Consider the following 13535-nt stretch of genomic DNA (forward strand, 5'->3'; position numbering starts at 1 on the left):
GGCACCCTCACAGATGCGCCGTGACCTCTGGCGGGTTCCACCAATTATTGCCCGCGCCGTCCATATGGGTCACGGGCAGCGCCGCCATGTCGGCGGGGGTCAGATCGTCGAGGCACGCGATCGAAACCGAAACATAGGCACCGCCGATTTCCTCGACATAACCGTGCCCGAACGCCGACACGCCGCACGTCTTGCAAAAGACATGATGCGCGCTGTTCGACCCGAACTGATAGTCGGACAGCGCCGCCGGATCGCTCAGCAGGCGAAACGCCCCCGGCTCGATCTGCGCGCTCCAGTTCCGTTTCTTGGTGCAGATCGAGCAGTTGCACTTGCCCGTCCCCGCATCGAGGTCGATGTCGGCCTCGAACTTGACGGCGCCGCAGTGGCACGAACCATGGTGGGTCTTGAGCATCTTCATCCTCCGGTTGGCGGCGCGTGAAGGCGCCTTTCACCCGAAGCGATGTAACGAAGCCCCCTGACAGATCATGTCAGGAAGCGTCGTCCCACCCCTTCTGACGCCACCAGTCGGCCATCAGCACCGCGCGCCGCCGCCCGAATCCTTCGTCGCCGATCCGCGCCGCGGCGATGCGGTCGATGCGAAAGCTGCGGAAATCCTGCCGCAGCAGGCACCAGGCGGCGATGACCTGCTTCTCCTCGAAATAGGCGAGCGCCGCGGGCCAGATCGCGCGTTCGCTTGTCCGCCCCTGCTCGTCGGCATAGTCGATATGCAGCGTCCTTTCGGACCGCATCGCCGCGCGCACCGTCGCCAGCAACGGCGCATCGCTTTCGCGCCAGCGGCTGCTGACCGGCCACAGCCCCGCCTCGTCGATTCGCTGCTTCAGTTCGTCGGGGCTCGCCGCCGCGATCTTCGCGAGCGCCAGCCCCGCGGCCCGCGACAGCGATCCGTCCTGCCGCCCCTCGACCCAGCGCGCGCCCAGCACCAGCGCCTCCAGTTCCTCGGCGGTGAACATCAGCGGCGGCAGGAAGAATCCCGGTCGCAGCATATAGCCGACCCCCGCCGCGCCCTCGATCGGCGCGCCCAGCGCGATCAGCGCCTGGATGTCGCGATAGAGCGTGCGCACCGACACGCCCTGCTCTTCGGCGAGCATCTCTGCCGTTACCGGCCGTCGGCGGCGGCGCAAACTGTCGATGATCGCGAAAAGCCGCCCCGTCTTGTCCGCCATGATGCCCTGCGTCCGTCAGCGCCGCCGATAGGCCCAGGTCCGCGCCTTCGCCCCGTCGATCGCCGCGATCGTTGCGGTCAGCGTGTCGCCCTCGCGGACATAGGCGATGCGCTGCGGATAATCATGCGCCGGATTCTCGAAGGTCGCGCTTGTGCCATCGTACCGCACCAGGGCGAACGTCACCGGCGCCCCGCCCTGCGGCATCGCTATATAGGAAATCGCGCCATCGTCGTCCGCCGCGATGCGGATGAACTCATAGTCGCGCAAGACTTCACCGCGCCCCGAACGGCTCACCCCCAGCATCACCCCGCCACGCGGGGCGGTCCAGCTCTCCTCGGTCCAGCGCCCGCCCGCCTCGCTCGCCCAGTCGCCCGCGAGCCAGCCGAGATCGTCGACCGTCGCCGGCGGGCGCGCCGCCACCAGCAACAACGCAAGAACCGCTGCGATCATCCGCATGAGCCTTCTCCCTCATCCCCCGCGCCCTATCACGCCTGCCCACGCATCGCCATGGACAGCGCCGCGCTCGCCCCCTATAACCCCTCCATCCCCGGGGAGCCTGTCGCGCAAAAGCAGGTTGAGAGCGGAATAAACCGCGACCCGTTGAACCTGATCCGGGTAATACCGGCGGAGGGAGGGTTGGCTTTCACCCCAAAGCGAAACAGGGCGTGAAATCCATTCTCGCTCCGAACCTGTGGAGCGAACAGACATGGCCGACATCGACAGCCGCCTCGACACGACGCAAGCCACCCCCATCGGCGTCACCACCGGGCCGATCCGCGGCAGCCGCAAGATCCACGTCGCCAGCCCCACCGGCAGCGGCATCCGCGTCGCGATGCGCGAGATCCTGCTCGAACCCTCATCGGGCGAACCGCCGGTGCGCGTCTACGACACCAGCGGGCCTTATACGGACCCCGATGCGACGATCGACATCGCCCAGGGCCTCCCCGAACTGCGGGCAAGCTGGATCCGCGCCCGCGGCGACGTCGAAGAGGTGGCCCAGCGCGAGGTTCGGCCGGAGGACAACGGCCAGCTCGGCCCCGACCGTTCGGGCGGCGTCCCCGCCTTCCCCAATGTCCGCAAGAAAGTGCTGCGCGCCAAGCCCGGCGCGAACGTCAGCCAGATGCACTATGCCCGCCGCGGCATCATCACGCCCGAGATGGAATATGTCGCGACGCGCGAGAATCTCGGCCGCGAACGGCTCGCCGAATATGTCCGCGACGGGCAGGACTGGGGCGCCAGCATCCCCGACTATGTCACCCCCGAATTCGTCCGCGACGAGGTCGCGCGCGGCCGCGCGATCATCCCCAGCAACATCAACCACCCCGAAAGCGAGCCGATGGCGATCGGCCGCAACTTCCTCGTCAAGATCAACGCCAATATCGGCAACAGCGCGGTCGCCAGCGACGTCGCGGCCGAGGTCGACAAGATGGTCTGGTCGATCCGCTGGGGCGCCGACACCGTCATGGACCTGTCGACCGGGCGCAACATCCACGACACGCGCGAATGGATCCTCCGCAACTCGCCCGTCCCGATCGGCACCGTCCCCATCTATCAGGCGCTCGAAAAGGTCGGCGGCATCGCCGAGGAACTGACGTGGGAAATCTTCCGCGACACGCTGATCGAACAGGCCGAACAGGGCGTCGACTATTTCACCATCCATGCGGGTGTCCGTCTGCCTTACGTGCCCCTCGCCGCGAAGCGCGTCACCGGCATCGTCAGCCGCGGCGGCAGCATCATGGCGAAATGGTGCCTCGCGCATCACAGGGAAAGCTTCCTCTACGACCATTTCGACGAGATTACCGAGATCATGAAGGCCTATGACATCGCCTACAGCCTCGGCGACGGCCTGCGCCCCGGCAGCATCGCCGACGCGAATGACGAGGCGCAGTTTGCCGAGCTCTACACGCTGGGCGAGCTTACCAGGCGCGCGTGGGCACAGGATGTGCAGGTGATGATCGAGGGACCGGGGCATGTTCCCATGCACAAGATCAAGGAGAATATGGACAAGCAGCTCGAGGCCTGCGGCGAGGCGCCCTTCTACACCCTGGGGCCGCTCACCACCGACATCGCGCCCGGCTACGACCATATCACCAGCGGCATCGGCGCCGCGATGATCGGCTGGTACGGCACCGCGATGCTTTGCTACGTCACGCCCAAGGAGCATCTGGGCCTGCCCGACCGCGACGATGTGAAGGTCGGCGTCGTCACCTACAAGCTCGCCGCCCACGCCGCCGACCTCGCCAAGGGCCACCCCGCCGCGCAGGTCCGCGACGATGCGCTGTCAAAGGCGCGCTTCGAGTTCCGCTGGCGCGACCAGTTCAACCTGTCGCTCGACCCCGACACCGCCGAGCAATATCACGACCAGACCCTCCCCGCCGAGGGCGCCAAGACCGCGCATTTCTGCAGCATGTGCGGGCCGAAGTTCTGCTCGATGAAGATCAGCCAGGAGGTGCGCGAGTTCGCGAAGCTGCAAAATCAGGACAGCGCCGGTTTCATCGCGGCAGAAGAGGCCGAAAAGGGCATGGCGGAAATGAGTCAGGTCTATGAGGACACGGGGCGCGAGCTGTATATGGGCGCTGGTGGGCGCGAGCATGATTGACGCCCATCGGGCGGAGAAAGGATGACAGCCCATGCCAACCCTGCTCCGCATCCTCACCCTCGCCGCATCGCTCGCGTTCGCCCCCGCCGCCGCCAGCGCCGCGCCGCCGCCGCCCGCGGCCCGGCCCGCGCCGCTGCAACAGCTGCGCATCCATGAAATCCCGCGCGCCAACGAGGGCGTGTTCCACGACCGTTTCCGCGATCATGCGCTGCGCATCATGGCGCGGCACGGCTTTGCGGTGCGCTCGATCTGGCGCAGCGAACATGCGGACAAGGTCGAGTTCGTCTATCTGCTCGACTGGCCCGACGCCGCGACGATGAAAGCGGCGTGGGCGGCCTTCATGGCCGACGAGGAATGGGCCGCGATCAAGCGCGAAACGGGGGCGCGCCACGGCCGCTTCGTCGATGCGATATCGGACCGCACGCTCGAACCCCTGCCCTGGTCGCCGGGTCGCGCAATCGAATAGCGCAGGCGCCGCACCGCTGCCGATGCGTCAGTCGGGGGCGGCGCGGGGATCGGAGGTGGCCAGTCGGCCCTTTTCGACCCAGGCGGCGAGTCCGGGGGTGAATTCGGCGGCGACGCGCGCGTCATAGAGCGCAAGGTCCGGAGCGGCGTACAGATCGCGCCAGCGCCCGTTGGTTCCCTTGTGCAGGAAGGTTCGCCCGCCGCCTTCCCAGATATCGCCCGCAGCGGGAAGCAGCGCGTCGGCGGCCGCCTTCATCGCGTCGAACCCCGCCGCCGCGACCAGATCGGGCCAGAGGTCATCGGGGATCGCAATGTCCAGAAAATCGGCGATACGACGCATCTCGCCCATGCGATCGGCCTTGAGGTCGTTATAGTGGACGAGCAGCAGGTTGGGGTCGTGCCGCGCCTCCCAGAAACTTTTTTCCATCGTGAAGAAGGACGCGCCGGGATCGCCCAGCGCGTCCTCGTCGCCGACGAGCCAGTCGTGGAAATGCGCGGCCGGATCGGTGGGCACGAGGCGCGGCACATGGCCGAATTTGGGATCGCTCTCGACGATGCCGCCGATCAGTTCGACCGCCTCCGCGGTGTAATTCGCCTTGTGATTGAAAAAGGACATGGCGGCATCGCGGCCGTCGCGCGCGACATGGATATATTTGATCCCCTCATGCACCGGCAGGGCGTCGAACGGCAGGTGCGATTTCAGGAAGCGGCGGTGCGCCTGACCCTCGGCGAGCGCGGTCGTGGCCTCGAGCGGCACCAGGCGGAAATCGGGCCAGGGCGAACTGTCCTGCACCGGAAAGGGTGCGGCGCTGCCAAAGACCAACATGCCGACGATACGCTGCATCCACGTCGTCCCGCATTTGGGATAGGTCGAAATGACGATGTCGTCGCGGCGCAGGGGGAAACCGTCCCATCCCGCGCTGTCGAACACCCATGAACGCACCGGGCGCGTTGCCGGCCGCACAAGCGGCGGATTCATCTGTTGCATGATAGCCCCTCCCGCACAGGGAATAACATAATTTGCCGCCGCTATCCCGCGATTTCGGCGGTCGCGGCACGCTCGATCGCCGGGCGCCAGTGGCGCGCGACGGGCAGCAGGAAAATCTCCGCCAGCACGCGCTCGATCTCGTCGGCGGTCAGGTAACGGCGGTCGATGCGCCCGTCGGCAAGCCGCGTCGTCAGCCGGTTGTCGCGCAGCCCGTAACGCGCTTCGGCGGTCGTGCGCGCGGCGATCAGCTGGTGGCGGAAATGCGAATCGGGATGCGCCGACGTGTACCAGTTGCCGACCTCATAATCGATCGTCGGCGGGGGCGCGTCCTCGATCCGGTAGAGCGTCCGCCACTCGCTCTCGACCAGCGCCGCGACCTGCCATTCGGCGCCTTGGCGAACGATGCGATAGCTTTCGTGGCGCGTCGGCTGCGGAGTCTCATCGTCCATCGCCAGCGGCTGCGGCGGCACCGCGGCGCCAAAACCGACGTCGGCCAGCCAGGCGCGACCGTCGATCCGCACGCGCAGCACCATGTGCGAGCGCGGCGTCGGCGGCGCATCGTCGGGCAGCATCCAGCGCACCCGGCCGATCAGCCCTTCGGCGTCGAAGCCGATCACGCGAAGGGCGCGCAGGAAAAGGCCATTCTGCTCGAAACAATAACCGCCGCGCCGCTGGCCGATCAACTTGGCCTCGACCGCCGCCGCGCCGATGTCGACCCCGGCGCCGGTCAGCGCGTCGATCGCCTCGAACGGAATCGCGGCGATATGCGCTGCCTGCAATGCCGCGAGCACGTCGAGCGTCGGCACAAGCGCGCCGCGATAGCCGATCCGCGCCAGATAGCGCGGCAGGAAGGCTTCGGCGGCCGTTTCGGCCCCGGCCTGATCGGTATCGGGCGGCGCGGCGGTGGGTTGGTGCAGCATGATCGGGTCTCCATTGCGAATCGATGGAGCGCCTTATGAAAGCTCAAGTGCAGTGGAGGTCAAACGAATTGAACGACGCCGAATCGACCGCCGACCGGAGGCCATGGCGGCCATCGCCGGCACCGCCCGCTGCAACGCCCGACATTGCCGCCTGCGGCGCAGGCGGCATTCGCCTTCATCGACGACGCACGGCCACCGCCGCTGCGATACGCCGCCAAGGCAAGCTCAGGATTCGAGGCTGTGTTCGAGTGTGATTTCACAATCGAGCAGCTTCGACACCGGACAATTCCTCTCGGCCTCTTCAGCCAGCCGGGCGAACTCGTCGGCATCGATCCCCGGCACTTTGGCGGCCAGCGTCAGCGCCGACTTGGTGATCGTGAAGCCGCCGTCCTGCTGCTCCAGCGTCACCGCGGCGCGCGTCTCCAGCGTGTCGCCCGAATATCCCGCACGCGCGAGCCCGAAAGACAGCGCCATGGTGAAGCAGGCGGCGTGCGCCGCGGCGATCAGCTCCTCGGGGTTTGTGCCCGGCTGACCCTCGAAGCGCGTCGCGAAGCCATAGGGCTGTGCGTCAAGCACCCTCGACCCGGTCGTGATCGCTCCCCTCCCTTCCTTGCCAAAGCCTTCGTAACGAACGGATGCGCGGTTGACGGTCATGGCAATGTCTCCTTGATCAATCGGGCGGCAATGGTGCATCTGCGGCGGGCGATGCCATTGCGTTACCTATCATTTGCGCCAGACACGATCGCTCACTCCGGGTGGTCGTGCCGCACGACCCCCGCGCGGTCGAGTTCGGGATCCAGACGCCCGCTCAGCCACAACGCCCACATCCGGAAATCGGCGGCGAGGCTCCACAGCGGATAGGTGAAGGTCGCGGGTCGGTTCTTCTCGACCGCGAAATGCGCGACCCACGCAAAGGCATAACCCGCGACCGGCAGCGCGATCAGCCATTCCCACCGCCCCGTCAGCGCCGCGCCGACCGCAATCATGACGACGAGGCTGGTCCCGACATAGTGCAATGCGCGTGTCGACGCCTTGCTATGCTCGCGCAGGTAAAAGGGCCAGAAATCCCCGAAGCTCGTATAGCGGTGCGCCATCGCGCAAACATGTCGCGCCTGCGCCGCGCGGTCAAGCCAACCCCCGCTTGACCCGTACCAGCGCGGCGTCGAGCGCTTGCAGGAATCGCGCGCGATCGGCCTTGGAAAAGGGCGGCGGTCCGCCCACCCCCTCACCCATCCCTGCGCGCAGGTCGGCCATGATCGCGCGCGTCGCGATCGCGGGGCCGATCGACGCCAGCGTGAAGGGTTTGCCGTTGGGAGCGAGCACGCTTGCCCCTGCCTTCAGCGCGCGGTCGGCGAGCAATATGTCGGCGGTGACCACGATGCTCTGCGCATTCGCGGCTTCGGCGATCCAGTCGTCGGCAGCGTCGAAACCGTCCGACACCACCACCCGCTCGATCAGCGGGTGGTCGGGCACGCGCAGCCGGCTGTTGCTCACGACCTTGACCTTGGCCCCGTGCCGCCACGCGACGCGATAGATTTCCTCCTTCACCGGGCAGGCGTCGGCATCGACAAGGATGACGGGCGCGCTCATCCGCCAAGCCCGTCCCATAGCAGCTTCGCGCCAAGCAGCACCATCAGCCCATAGATGAGCGCATAAAAGCGTTCGGGCTGCATCGCCTTCATCCAGCGCACCGTGAGCAGCGTCGAGACGATCGCGAGCGGCATCAGCAGCAGCGCCGCGACGACCACCTCATGCGGAAAGGCGCCGAGCGCCAGATAGGCGGGCACCTTCATCCAGTTGACGATGGCAAAGAGGATCGCGCTCGTCCCGATGAAGGTCAGGTGCGGCAGCTTGCGCGGCGTCACCCACATCTGGAACGGCGGCCCGCCCGCGTGCGCAATCTGGCTCGTCAGCCCCATGACGGCGCCAAAGATCGTCCCGACCCAGCCCGGCGAGCGCGACGCGGCGACGATCCGCCCGCCGCGCTCGACCCACAGGCGATAGAGACCAAAAGCGAGCGTGATCGCGCCGAGCGCCGCCATCAGCTGCGCCTCGTTCACGCGCTCGGCATAGACATAGCCCGCCAAAATGCCGAGCGCTGCGCCCGGCAGCATCCAGCCGATGATCCACCCATCCCACGTCTTGCGGAACGACCAGACGCTGATGACATCCTGCACGATCAGGATCGGCAGCAGCAGCGCCGCCGCGGTCGCGGGCGGCAGCACGAGCGCGGCGAGCGGCGTCGCGAGCGCGCCTACCCCCGCCAGCCCGCCCTTCGCCATGCCGAGCAGCACGACCGCGGCGACGAGCACCGCCAGCGTCACCGGATCGGCGAGCAGGTTCATCCGGTCAGGCTCATGCGCCGGGATCGTCGGGCAGCCGCCAGTCGATCGCGCCGCGCCCCTGCGCCTCCAGAAAGGCATTGGCCTGGCTGAACGGCCGCGACCCGAAAAAGCCGTTATGCGCCGACAATGGCGAGGGGTGCGGCGCGCGCAGAATCAGGTGCGGACTGCCCGCGCCCAGCCCCGGCACATTCGCCGCCTTCTTCTGCGCATGGCTGCCCCACAGGATGAACACCTTGGGCGCCGGGTCGGCGGCGACCGCGGCGACCGCGGCGTCGGTGAACTTTTCCCATCCCTTGCCCTGATGCGACGCCGCTTGCCCCGCCTCGACCGTCAGGCAATTGTTGAGCAGCAGCACCCCCTGCCGTGCCCAATGCGCCAGGTGGCCGTGCGGCGCGGGTGCGATACCCAGGTCGCTGCGCAATTCCTTGTAGATGTTGACCAGGCTCGGCGGCAGGCGCACGCCGGGCTGGACCGAAAAGCAAAGCCCATGCGCCTGCCCCGGCCCGTGATAGGGGTCCTGCCCCAAAATCACGACGCGCACCGCGTCCGGCGGCGTCGCGTCCAATGCCGCGAACCAGTCGCGCGGGCGCGGATAGATGGTCTTGCCCTTCGCGCGCTCGTCGGCGAGGAACTGCTTGAGCGCCGCCATATAGGGCTGCGCAAACTCGCCGCCGATGCGCGCGAGCCAGTCGGGATGCAGTTTGACCTCGGCCATGACGGCGCTTCACCAGAGGGGAGCAGGCTTGTCCAGCCCTGCCTCCTCGCAAATGGCTGAAAGCGACCGATTGCGGACATAAGGAATAGACAGCCCCTCCCCTTCAGGGGAGGGGCTTTAGTAGCGTCGAACGCCCGCTCCCCAACCCAAAACCTTCGCAACCCCCCGCCTAAATCTTCCCCCGCACGCTCAAAAACATCCGCCGCCCCAGATAATCATATTGCGTCCCGAACGCGGGTGCCTGCCCGATCACCGGCGGCGTCGCGGTGACCACGGTTGACACCCGCGGCGGCGGCGTGTCGAACAGATTGGCGATGCCAAGCGTGATGCGGAAGCGTTCGGCAACGTCGCGGCTCAGCGACAGCGAATGATAGAAGGTCGCGGGCACGCTGACATCGGGGCAGAAGCGCCCGCCGGGGCGAAAGCTCGACGTGCGGCACGGATCGCCGCCCTGCGCGCGCAGCAGTTCCGCCATGTTCGACGCCGCGCCGGTGACGTCGAGGCCATAGAAAAGCGTCCATTTATGCTTCGTCCAGCCGAGCGTGAAATCGCCGACCCATTTCGGATTGCCGATCGTGCCATTGTCGTCGATGGTCATGCTGGGGAAGAGGGCAACCTTGTCCTCGACCTGCCAGGTCATCTGCGCGCGAAACGCCAGCGAGCCCAGCCTGCCCAGATCCTGATCGAGCGCGAGCGACAGGTCGACGCCGCGATTGCGCTGGCGGCTGATGTTGACATAGCGGTCGGTGACGCTTGCGATGCTCCCGGCGTCGGGCCCAGCCGCCGCGCGCGTGAACAGCCCGCACAGCGGCTCGTCGGGGAAAAACGCCGAATCATAACAGCCGGCCAGGATATTGCCCGCGCCGAGCAGGGTGATCTCCTGCCAGACCTTGATGTCGAAATAATCGACCGCAAGGCGGGTGCGCAGCCCGCCCCACAACGCCCCGGACAGATCGGGGGTCAGGATCAGCGACACGGTTTTCGCGGTCGAAGTTTCGGGCTCCAATCGGCCGATGCCGCCCCCCGACACGATCGTCGCGGGGCCGAGGCCGCCTGCATAGTCGGGCGCGATGCCGTCGGCGGCGCAATTGTCGAAGACGCGCTGGCTGATCGCCCCCGCCGCGAGCCGCGCGGCCGTCTGGATGCACGGATCAATCGCCTGTTGGCCGAGGAAACCCGTCTGGTCCTCAAGGAACAGTTCGAACAGCGCGGGCGCGCGGAACGAGGTGCCCCAGGTGCCGCGCAGGCGCAGCCAGTCGGTCACCGCCCAGTCGGCGCCGACCTTCCATGTCGTATCGCTGAAGCGGTCGGACACGCCGTCGCGGCGCGTCGCCTCGACATGCGTGTAGCGTGCGGCGCCCGACAGTGTCAGCCGCTCGACCATCGGCACGCCTTCGATCAGCGGCAGTTCGACCTCGCCGAACAGCTCTTTCGACACGGTGCGCCCCGCGGTGATGCCCGAGGTCGTGAAATTGGCGACATTGCCCGCAAGCGTTGCATCGCCCGGCGTGTCATTAATTTCGTCGCGGCGGATCGTCGCACCGAACGCCGCACCGACCGGCCCCGCGGGCAGGTCGAACAGCTTGCCGGTCAGCAGCGCCTCGGCGGAGCTTTGCTTGAACAAGGTCCGCCCCGTCTCACGCCCCATCAGGAAGGTGCGCTCCTCCGCCGTGAAGTCGCCGCTGAGCACGCGCGGATCGGTGAAGTCGATGTCGATGCAGTCCGCGCCGCGGATCGCCGTCACCGTCCCCACGCACGACCGCGTGCGCAAGGTCTGCGAGGCGATCGCGTCCCGATAGATGACATGCTGCGTGTAGCTGGCGTCCGAGCGGCTGTGCTGGCCGTGAACATCCCACTTCCAGCCGCCGCCGAGGTCGCCGCGCAGCCCCAGCACGCCGCGATAATAATCGACGTCGGCCTCGCTCTCCGACTTCACCAGCACGCGCGGGCGCAGGATGATATTGCCCCCGAACTCCGCGTTGAACGGATCGCCCAAGTCACCGGGGTCGCAATTGAACTGCGTCGGGTCGCACAGGAAAAAGGGCAGGAAGGATGCACCGGTGAACTGGTCGAGCTCGATGCGCTGAAACCCGTTGTTCACCGACTTGCGGTTGCTGAACAGGAACTCGCCATAGGCGGTGGCGCTATCGGTCACCTCATAGGCGCCATCGGCAAAGGCGCTCACCCGGCTGACGGCCGAAAAGACATCTGAATCCTGTTCGACCCGCTCGAACTGGTTGAGCGCGCCGGTCGACGGCCCGTCAAAATTGACCCCGAAGAAATCGGCGGGGCCGAACACGCCGATCGGATTATAGGCATTGATGGGGATGCCGACGGCAGCGAACCCGGCGCCATATTGGCCGGCAAAGATCGCCTGCCCGTTGGGTGCGATCAGGCCGGGGCCGAATGTCGGGAAGCCGTTTTCATCGACGCCCGAAAAATCGGCGAAGACGATCGCATTGCCCAGGGTGCTGCTGCACGCGGGCTGTCCGGTGCGGAAATCGATAATGTCGGCCCGGCTGCCATCGGCCTCGCGCTTCAGATATTCTTCCGAACAGAAAAGGAAATCGCGGTCGCGGCGCGTCAGATTCTGCTGGCGGAACACATCAACGGTCGCAAACACATGGCCGCGGTCGAACTTTTTGCCAAAGCTCGCGTCGGCGCCATAGCTTTCGCCGCCGCCATGCTCGGTGATCGACGAAAAGCCACCGCCCTCGAAACCGTCGAGGTCGTCGCGGGTCAGGACGTTGACCACGCCCGCGACGGCATCCGAGCCATAGATCGACGAGGCGCCGGTCTTCAGCACCTCCACTTGCCGCACCACCGACAGCGGCAGGACATTGAGGTCGAAGGGCGCGACCGCGCCGCGGATCCCCGCAGGGCCCGCGCGGCGGCCGTTGATGAGCACCAGCGTGCGTTCGGCGCCGAGCCCGCGCAGCGACAGCGATTGCACATCATTGCCGCCGTTCGCGACGAAGCGGTTCGAAATCGCCGAGCTGATCTGGATCGACCCCTGCGCCGCGGGCGCCGATCGCAGCATGTCGGCAAGCTGGACCTGCCCCTGTCGTTTTGCGGCTTCGGGGTCGATGATCTGGATCGGATCGGCGCTGGTAAACTCGCTCTTCGCGATGCGCGATCCGGTGACGACGATCTCCTCGCCGTCGGGCTGCGCCATCGCAGGGCTGGCCGTCAGCGCGATCGCCGAGGCCGTGGCGGCCAGAAACGCCTGGGCCGAAAACACCTGGGCCGGAAACACCTGGGAACGGGCGCCCATGTTCATCATCCTTGTCCGAACAGAAATTGATACGCCCCCCGGCAAGGCCGACATTTAACGCCGAGGCGTTTCAATATGGTTGACGCGGCGGTAAGTTTTTCAGCGGCGCTTGCCCGCGCGGCGCGGCGGCGGTAGGCACGGCGCCGAAAGGATCGGCGCGATGAGCAAGGCAATGGGCGAAACGCTGGGACGGCTCGAGGCGGTCATCCACGACCGGCTCGCCGCGGGCGAAGCCGAAGCCTCCTATGTCGCGAGTCTCGCCGCCAAGGGCCGCGGCAAGATCGCGCAGAAGCTGGGCGAAGAAGCCGTCGAGGCGGTGATCGCCGCGGTGAGCGAAGACGATCCCGCGCTGATCGGCGAGGCGAGCGATCTCGTCTTTCACCTCTCGATCCTGCTCGCGGAGCGCGGCCTGACGTGGGACGCGATCGCCGCCGAACTCGACCGCCGCCACGGCACTTCGGGCCACACCGAAAAAGCCGCCCGCGCGTGAAAGTCCGTCCAGCCCGTTTCTTCACCACATCCGTCATCCCGGCGAAGGCCGGGATCTCGCCGGTGCGTCAATCCGATTGGGTGAGATCCCGGCCTTCGCCGGGATGACGCAGCGGACAAAAGGAAGCCCCCATGCCGATCGACGCCACCCTCCCCTATGACGACAGCAACATCTTCGCGCGCATCCTGCGCGGTGAGCTGCCGGCGAAGACCGTCTATGACGACGAATATGCCCTCGCCTTCCACGACATCAACCCGCAGGCGCCGCTGCACATCCTCGTCATCCCCAAGGGCGCCTATGTCAGCTGGGACGATTTTTCGGAGCGCGGCAGCGACGCCGAAATCGCGGGCTTCGTCCGCGCGGTGGGCCGCGTCGCGCGCGACCAGGGCCTCGTCGCCCCCGGCTATCGCCTGCTCGCCAACGTCGGGCCCGACAGCCATCAGGAGGTGCCGCACCTCCACGTCCACATCTTCGCCGGCCGCCCGCTCGGCCCGATGCTCGCGCGATAGCCCCAACGCAAGGCGCGGCGACGGGTGGACTCATCCCTCGCTTTCC

General features: G+C 67.0%; 15 protein-coding genes and 1 riboswitch. Of the genes, 4 read left to right on the forward strand and 11 right to left on the reverse strand.

Going from position 1 to position 13535, the window contains the following annotated elements; translation table 11 throughout:
* Positions 1-7 precede the first annotated feature (7 nt).
* From SALA_RS12070 to SALA_RS12080, 3 genes are all read right to left on the reverse strand, one after another.
* On the reverse strand, positions 8-412 hold the full coding sequence (locus SALA_RS12070) for a GFA family protein (RefSeq protein WP_011542651.1): 405 nt from the start codon (positions 410-412) through the stop codon (positions 8-10).
* A 76-nt stretch (positions 413-488) separates the two neighbouring features.
* Positions 489-1184: a helix-turn-helix transcriptional regulator gene (locus SALA_RS12075; RefSeq protein WP_011542652.1), complete on the reverse strand. Its 696-nt coding sequence runs from the start codon at positions 1182-1184 to the stop codon at positions 489-491.
* Positions 1185-1199: 15 nt separating this feature from the next.
* Positions 1200-1640 (reverse strand): DUF6265 family protein, encoded by a 441-nt coding sequence (locus SALA_RS12080; RefSeq protein WP_011542653.1) that lies wholly within the window; start codon positions 1638-1640, stop codon positions 1200-1202.
* Between the two features lie 82 nt (positions 1641-1722).
* Positions 1723-1834: riboswitch (TPP riboswitch) on the forward strand.
* Positions 1835-1890: 56 nt separating this feature from the next.
* On the opposite strand from SALA_RS12080, the gene thiC reads away from it, so the two are divergent.
* A complete protein-coding gene (gene thiC / locus SALA_RS12085) occupies positions 1891-3783 on the forward strand; it encodes a phosphomethylpyrimidine synthase ThiC (RefSeq protein ID WP_011542654.1) in 1893 nt (630 codons plus the stop codon).
* Positions 3784-3814: 31 nt separating this feature from the next.
* Positions 3815-4249, forward strand: a complete 435-nt coding sequence (locus SALA_RS12090) for an NIPSNAP family protein (protein ID WP_011542655.1) — start codon at positions 3815-3817, stop codon at positions 4247-4249.
* Positions 4250-4276: 27 nt separating this feature from the next.
* Here the strand turns inward: SALA_RS12090 and SALA_RS12095 are convergent, their stop codons facing one another.
* The 8 genes from SALA_RS12095 to SALA_RS12130 all read right to left on the reverse strand — a co-directional run bounded on the left by SALA_RS12095 (position 4277) and on the right by SALA_RS12130 (position 12490).
* Entirely contained in the window at positions 4277-5236 is a 960-nt protein-coding gene (locus SALA_RS12095) for a sulfotransferase domain-containing protein (protein ID WP_011542656.1), read from the reverse strand.
* A gap of 41 nt (positions 5237-5277) precedes the next feature.
* Entirely contained in the window at positions 5278-6156 is an 879-nt protein-coding gene (locus SALA_RS12100; RefSeq protein ID WP_011542657.1) for an arylamine N-acetyltransferase family protein, read from the reverse strand.
* A gap of 225 nt (positions 6157-6381) precedes the next feature.
* Entirely contained in the window at positions 6382-6810 is a 429-nt protein-coding gene (locus tag SALA_RS12105; protein ID WP_011542658.1) for an OsmC family protein, read from the reverse strand.
* Positions 6811-6902: 92 nt separating this feature from the next.
* Complete coding sequence (locus tag SALA_RS12110) at positions 6903-7250, reverse strand: DUF962 domain-containing protein (protein ID WP_011542659.1); 348 nt, start codon at positions 7248-7250, stop codon at positions 6903-6905.
* 31 nt (positions 7251-7281) lie between these two features.
* Positions 7282-7746, reverse strand: coding sequence for a YaiI/YqxD family protein (locus SALA_RS12115; protein ID WP_011542660.1), 465 nt, complete (start codon positions 7744-7746; stop codon positions 7282-7284).
* Positions 7743-8501 (reverse strand): sulfite exporter TauE/SafE family protein, encoded by a 759-nt coding sequence (locus SALA_RS12120; RefSeq protein ID WP_011542661.1) that lies wholly within the window; start codon positions 8499-8501, stop codon positions 7743-7745. Before SALA_RS12120 ends, SALA_RS12115 begins: the two co-directional genes overlap by 4 nt.
* Positions 8502-8511: 10 nt before the next feature.
* Positions 8512-9216 (reverse strand): uracil-DNA glycosylase, encoded by a 705-nt coding sequence (gene ung, locus SALA_RS12125; RefSeq protein WP_011542662.1) that lies wholly within the window; start codon positions 9214-9216, stop codon positions 8512-8514.
* Positions 9217-9385: 169 nt separating this feature from the next.
* Complete coding sequence (locus SALA_RS12130; protein ID WP_011542663.1) at positions 9386-12490, reverse strand: TonB-dependent receptor domain-containing protein; 3105 nt, start codon at positions 12488-12490, stop codon at positions 9386-9388.
* A 160-nt stretch (positions 12491-12650) separates the two neighbouring features.
* On the opposite strand from SALA_RS12130, the gene SALA_RS12135 reads away from it, so the two are divergent.
* Both SALA_RS12135 and SALA_RS12140 read left to right on the forward strand, forming a co-directional pair.
* Positions 12651-12980: a phosphoribosyl-ATP diphosphatase gene (locus SALA_RS12135; protein WP_011542664.1), complete on the forward strand. Its 330-nt coding sequence runs from the start codon at positions 12651-12653 to the stop codon at positions 12978-12980.
* Between the two features lie 131 nt (positions 12981-13111).
* Positions 13112-13489 carry a histidine triad nucleotide-binding protein gene (locus SALA_RS12140; protein WP_011542665.1) on the forward strand — a complete coding sequence of 126 codons (378 nt, stop codon included), beginning with the start codon at positions 13112-13114 and terminating at the stop codon, positions 13487-13489.
* The last annotated feature ends 46 nt before the right edge of the window (positions 13490-13535 follow it).

The sequence above is a fragment of the Sphingopyxis alaskensis RB2256 genome (assembly GCF_000013985.1).
GTDB classification, from domain to species: Bacteria; Pseudomonadota; Alphaproteobacteria; order Sphingomonadales; family Sphingomonadaceae; genus Sphingopyxis; species Sphingopyxis alaskensis.

Excerpts from the sequence above, each read along its gene's own strand:
- SALA_RS12070 (WP_011542651.1), bottom strand. The coding sequence starts at position 412 with ATGCTCAAGACCCACCATGGTTCGTGCCACTGCGGCGCCGTCAAGTTC.
- SALA_RS12075 (WP_011542652.1), bottom strand. The coding sequence starts at position 1,184 with ATGGCGGACAAGACGGGGCGGCTTTTCGCGATCATCGACAGTTTGCGC.
- SALA_RS12080 (WP_011542653.1), bottom strand. The coding sequence starts at position 1,640 with ATGCGGATGATCGCAGCGGTTCTTGCGTTGTTGCTGGTGGCGGCGCGC.
- thiC (WP_011542654.1), top strand. The coding sequence starts at position 1,891 with ATGGCCGACATCGACAGCCGCCTCGACACGACGCAAGCCACCCCCATC.
- SALA_RS12090 (WP_011542655.1), top strand. The coding sequence starts at position 3,815 with ATGCCAACCCTGCTCCGCATCCTCACCCTCGCCGCATCGCTCGCGTTC.
- SALA_RS12095 (WP_011542656.1), bottom strand. The coding sequence starts at position 5,236 with ATGCAACAGATGAATCCGCCGCTTGTGCGGCCGGCAACGCGCCCGGTG.
- SALA_RS12100 (WP_011542657.1), bottom strand. The coding sequence starts at position 6,156 with ATGCTGCACCAACCCACCGCCGCGCCGCCCGATACCGATCAGGCCGGG.
- SALA_RS12105 (WP_011542658.1), bottom strand. The coding sequence starts at position 6,810 with ATGACCGTCAACCGCGCATCCGTTCGTTACGAAGGCTTTGGCAAGGAA.
- SALA_RS12110 (WP_011542659.1), bottom strand. The coding sequence starts at position 7,250 with ATGGCGCACCGCTATACGAGCTTCGGGGATTTCTGGCCCTTTTACCTG.
- SALA_RS12115 (WP_011542660.1), bottom strand. The coding sequence starts at position 7,746 with ATGAGCGCGCCCGTCATCCTTGTCGATGCCGACGCCTGCCCGGTGAAG.
- SALA_RS12120 (WP_011542661.1), bottom strand. The coding sequence starts at position 8,501 with ATGAACCTGCTCGCCGATCCGGTGACGCTGGCGGTGCTCGTCGCCGCG.
- ung (WP_011542662.1), bottom strand. The coding sequence starts at position 9,216 with ATGGCCGAGGTCAAACTGCATCCCGACTGGCTCGCGCGCATCGGCGGC.
- SALA_RS12130 (WP_011542663.1), bottom strand. The coding sequence starts at position 12,490 with ATGGGCGCCCGTTCCCAGGTGTTTCCGGCCCAGGTGTTTTCGGCCCAG.
- SALA_RS12135 (WP_011542664.1), top strand. The coding sequence starts at position 12,651 with ATGAGCAAGGCAATGGGCGAAACGCTGGGACGGCTCGAGGCGGTCATC.
- SALA_RS12140 (WP_011542665.1), top strand. The coding sequence starts at position 13,112 with ATGCCGATCGACGCCACCCTCCCCTATGACGACAGCAACATCTTCGCG.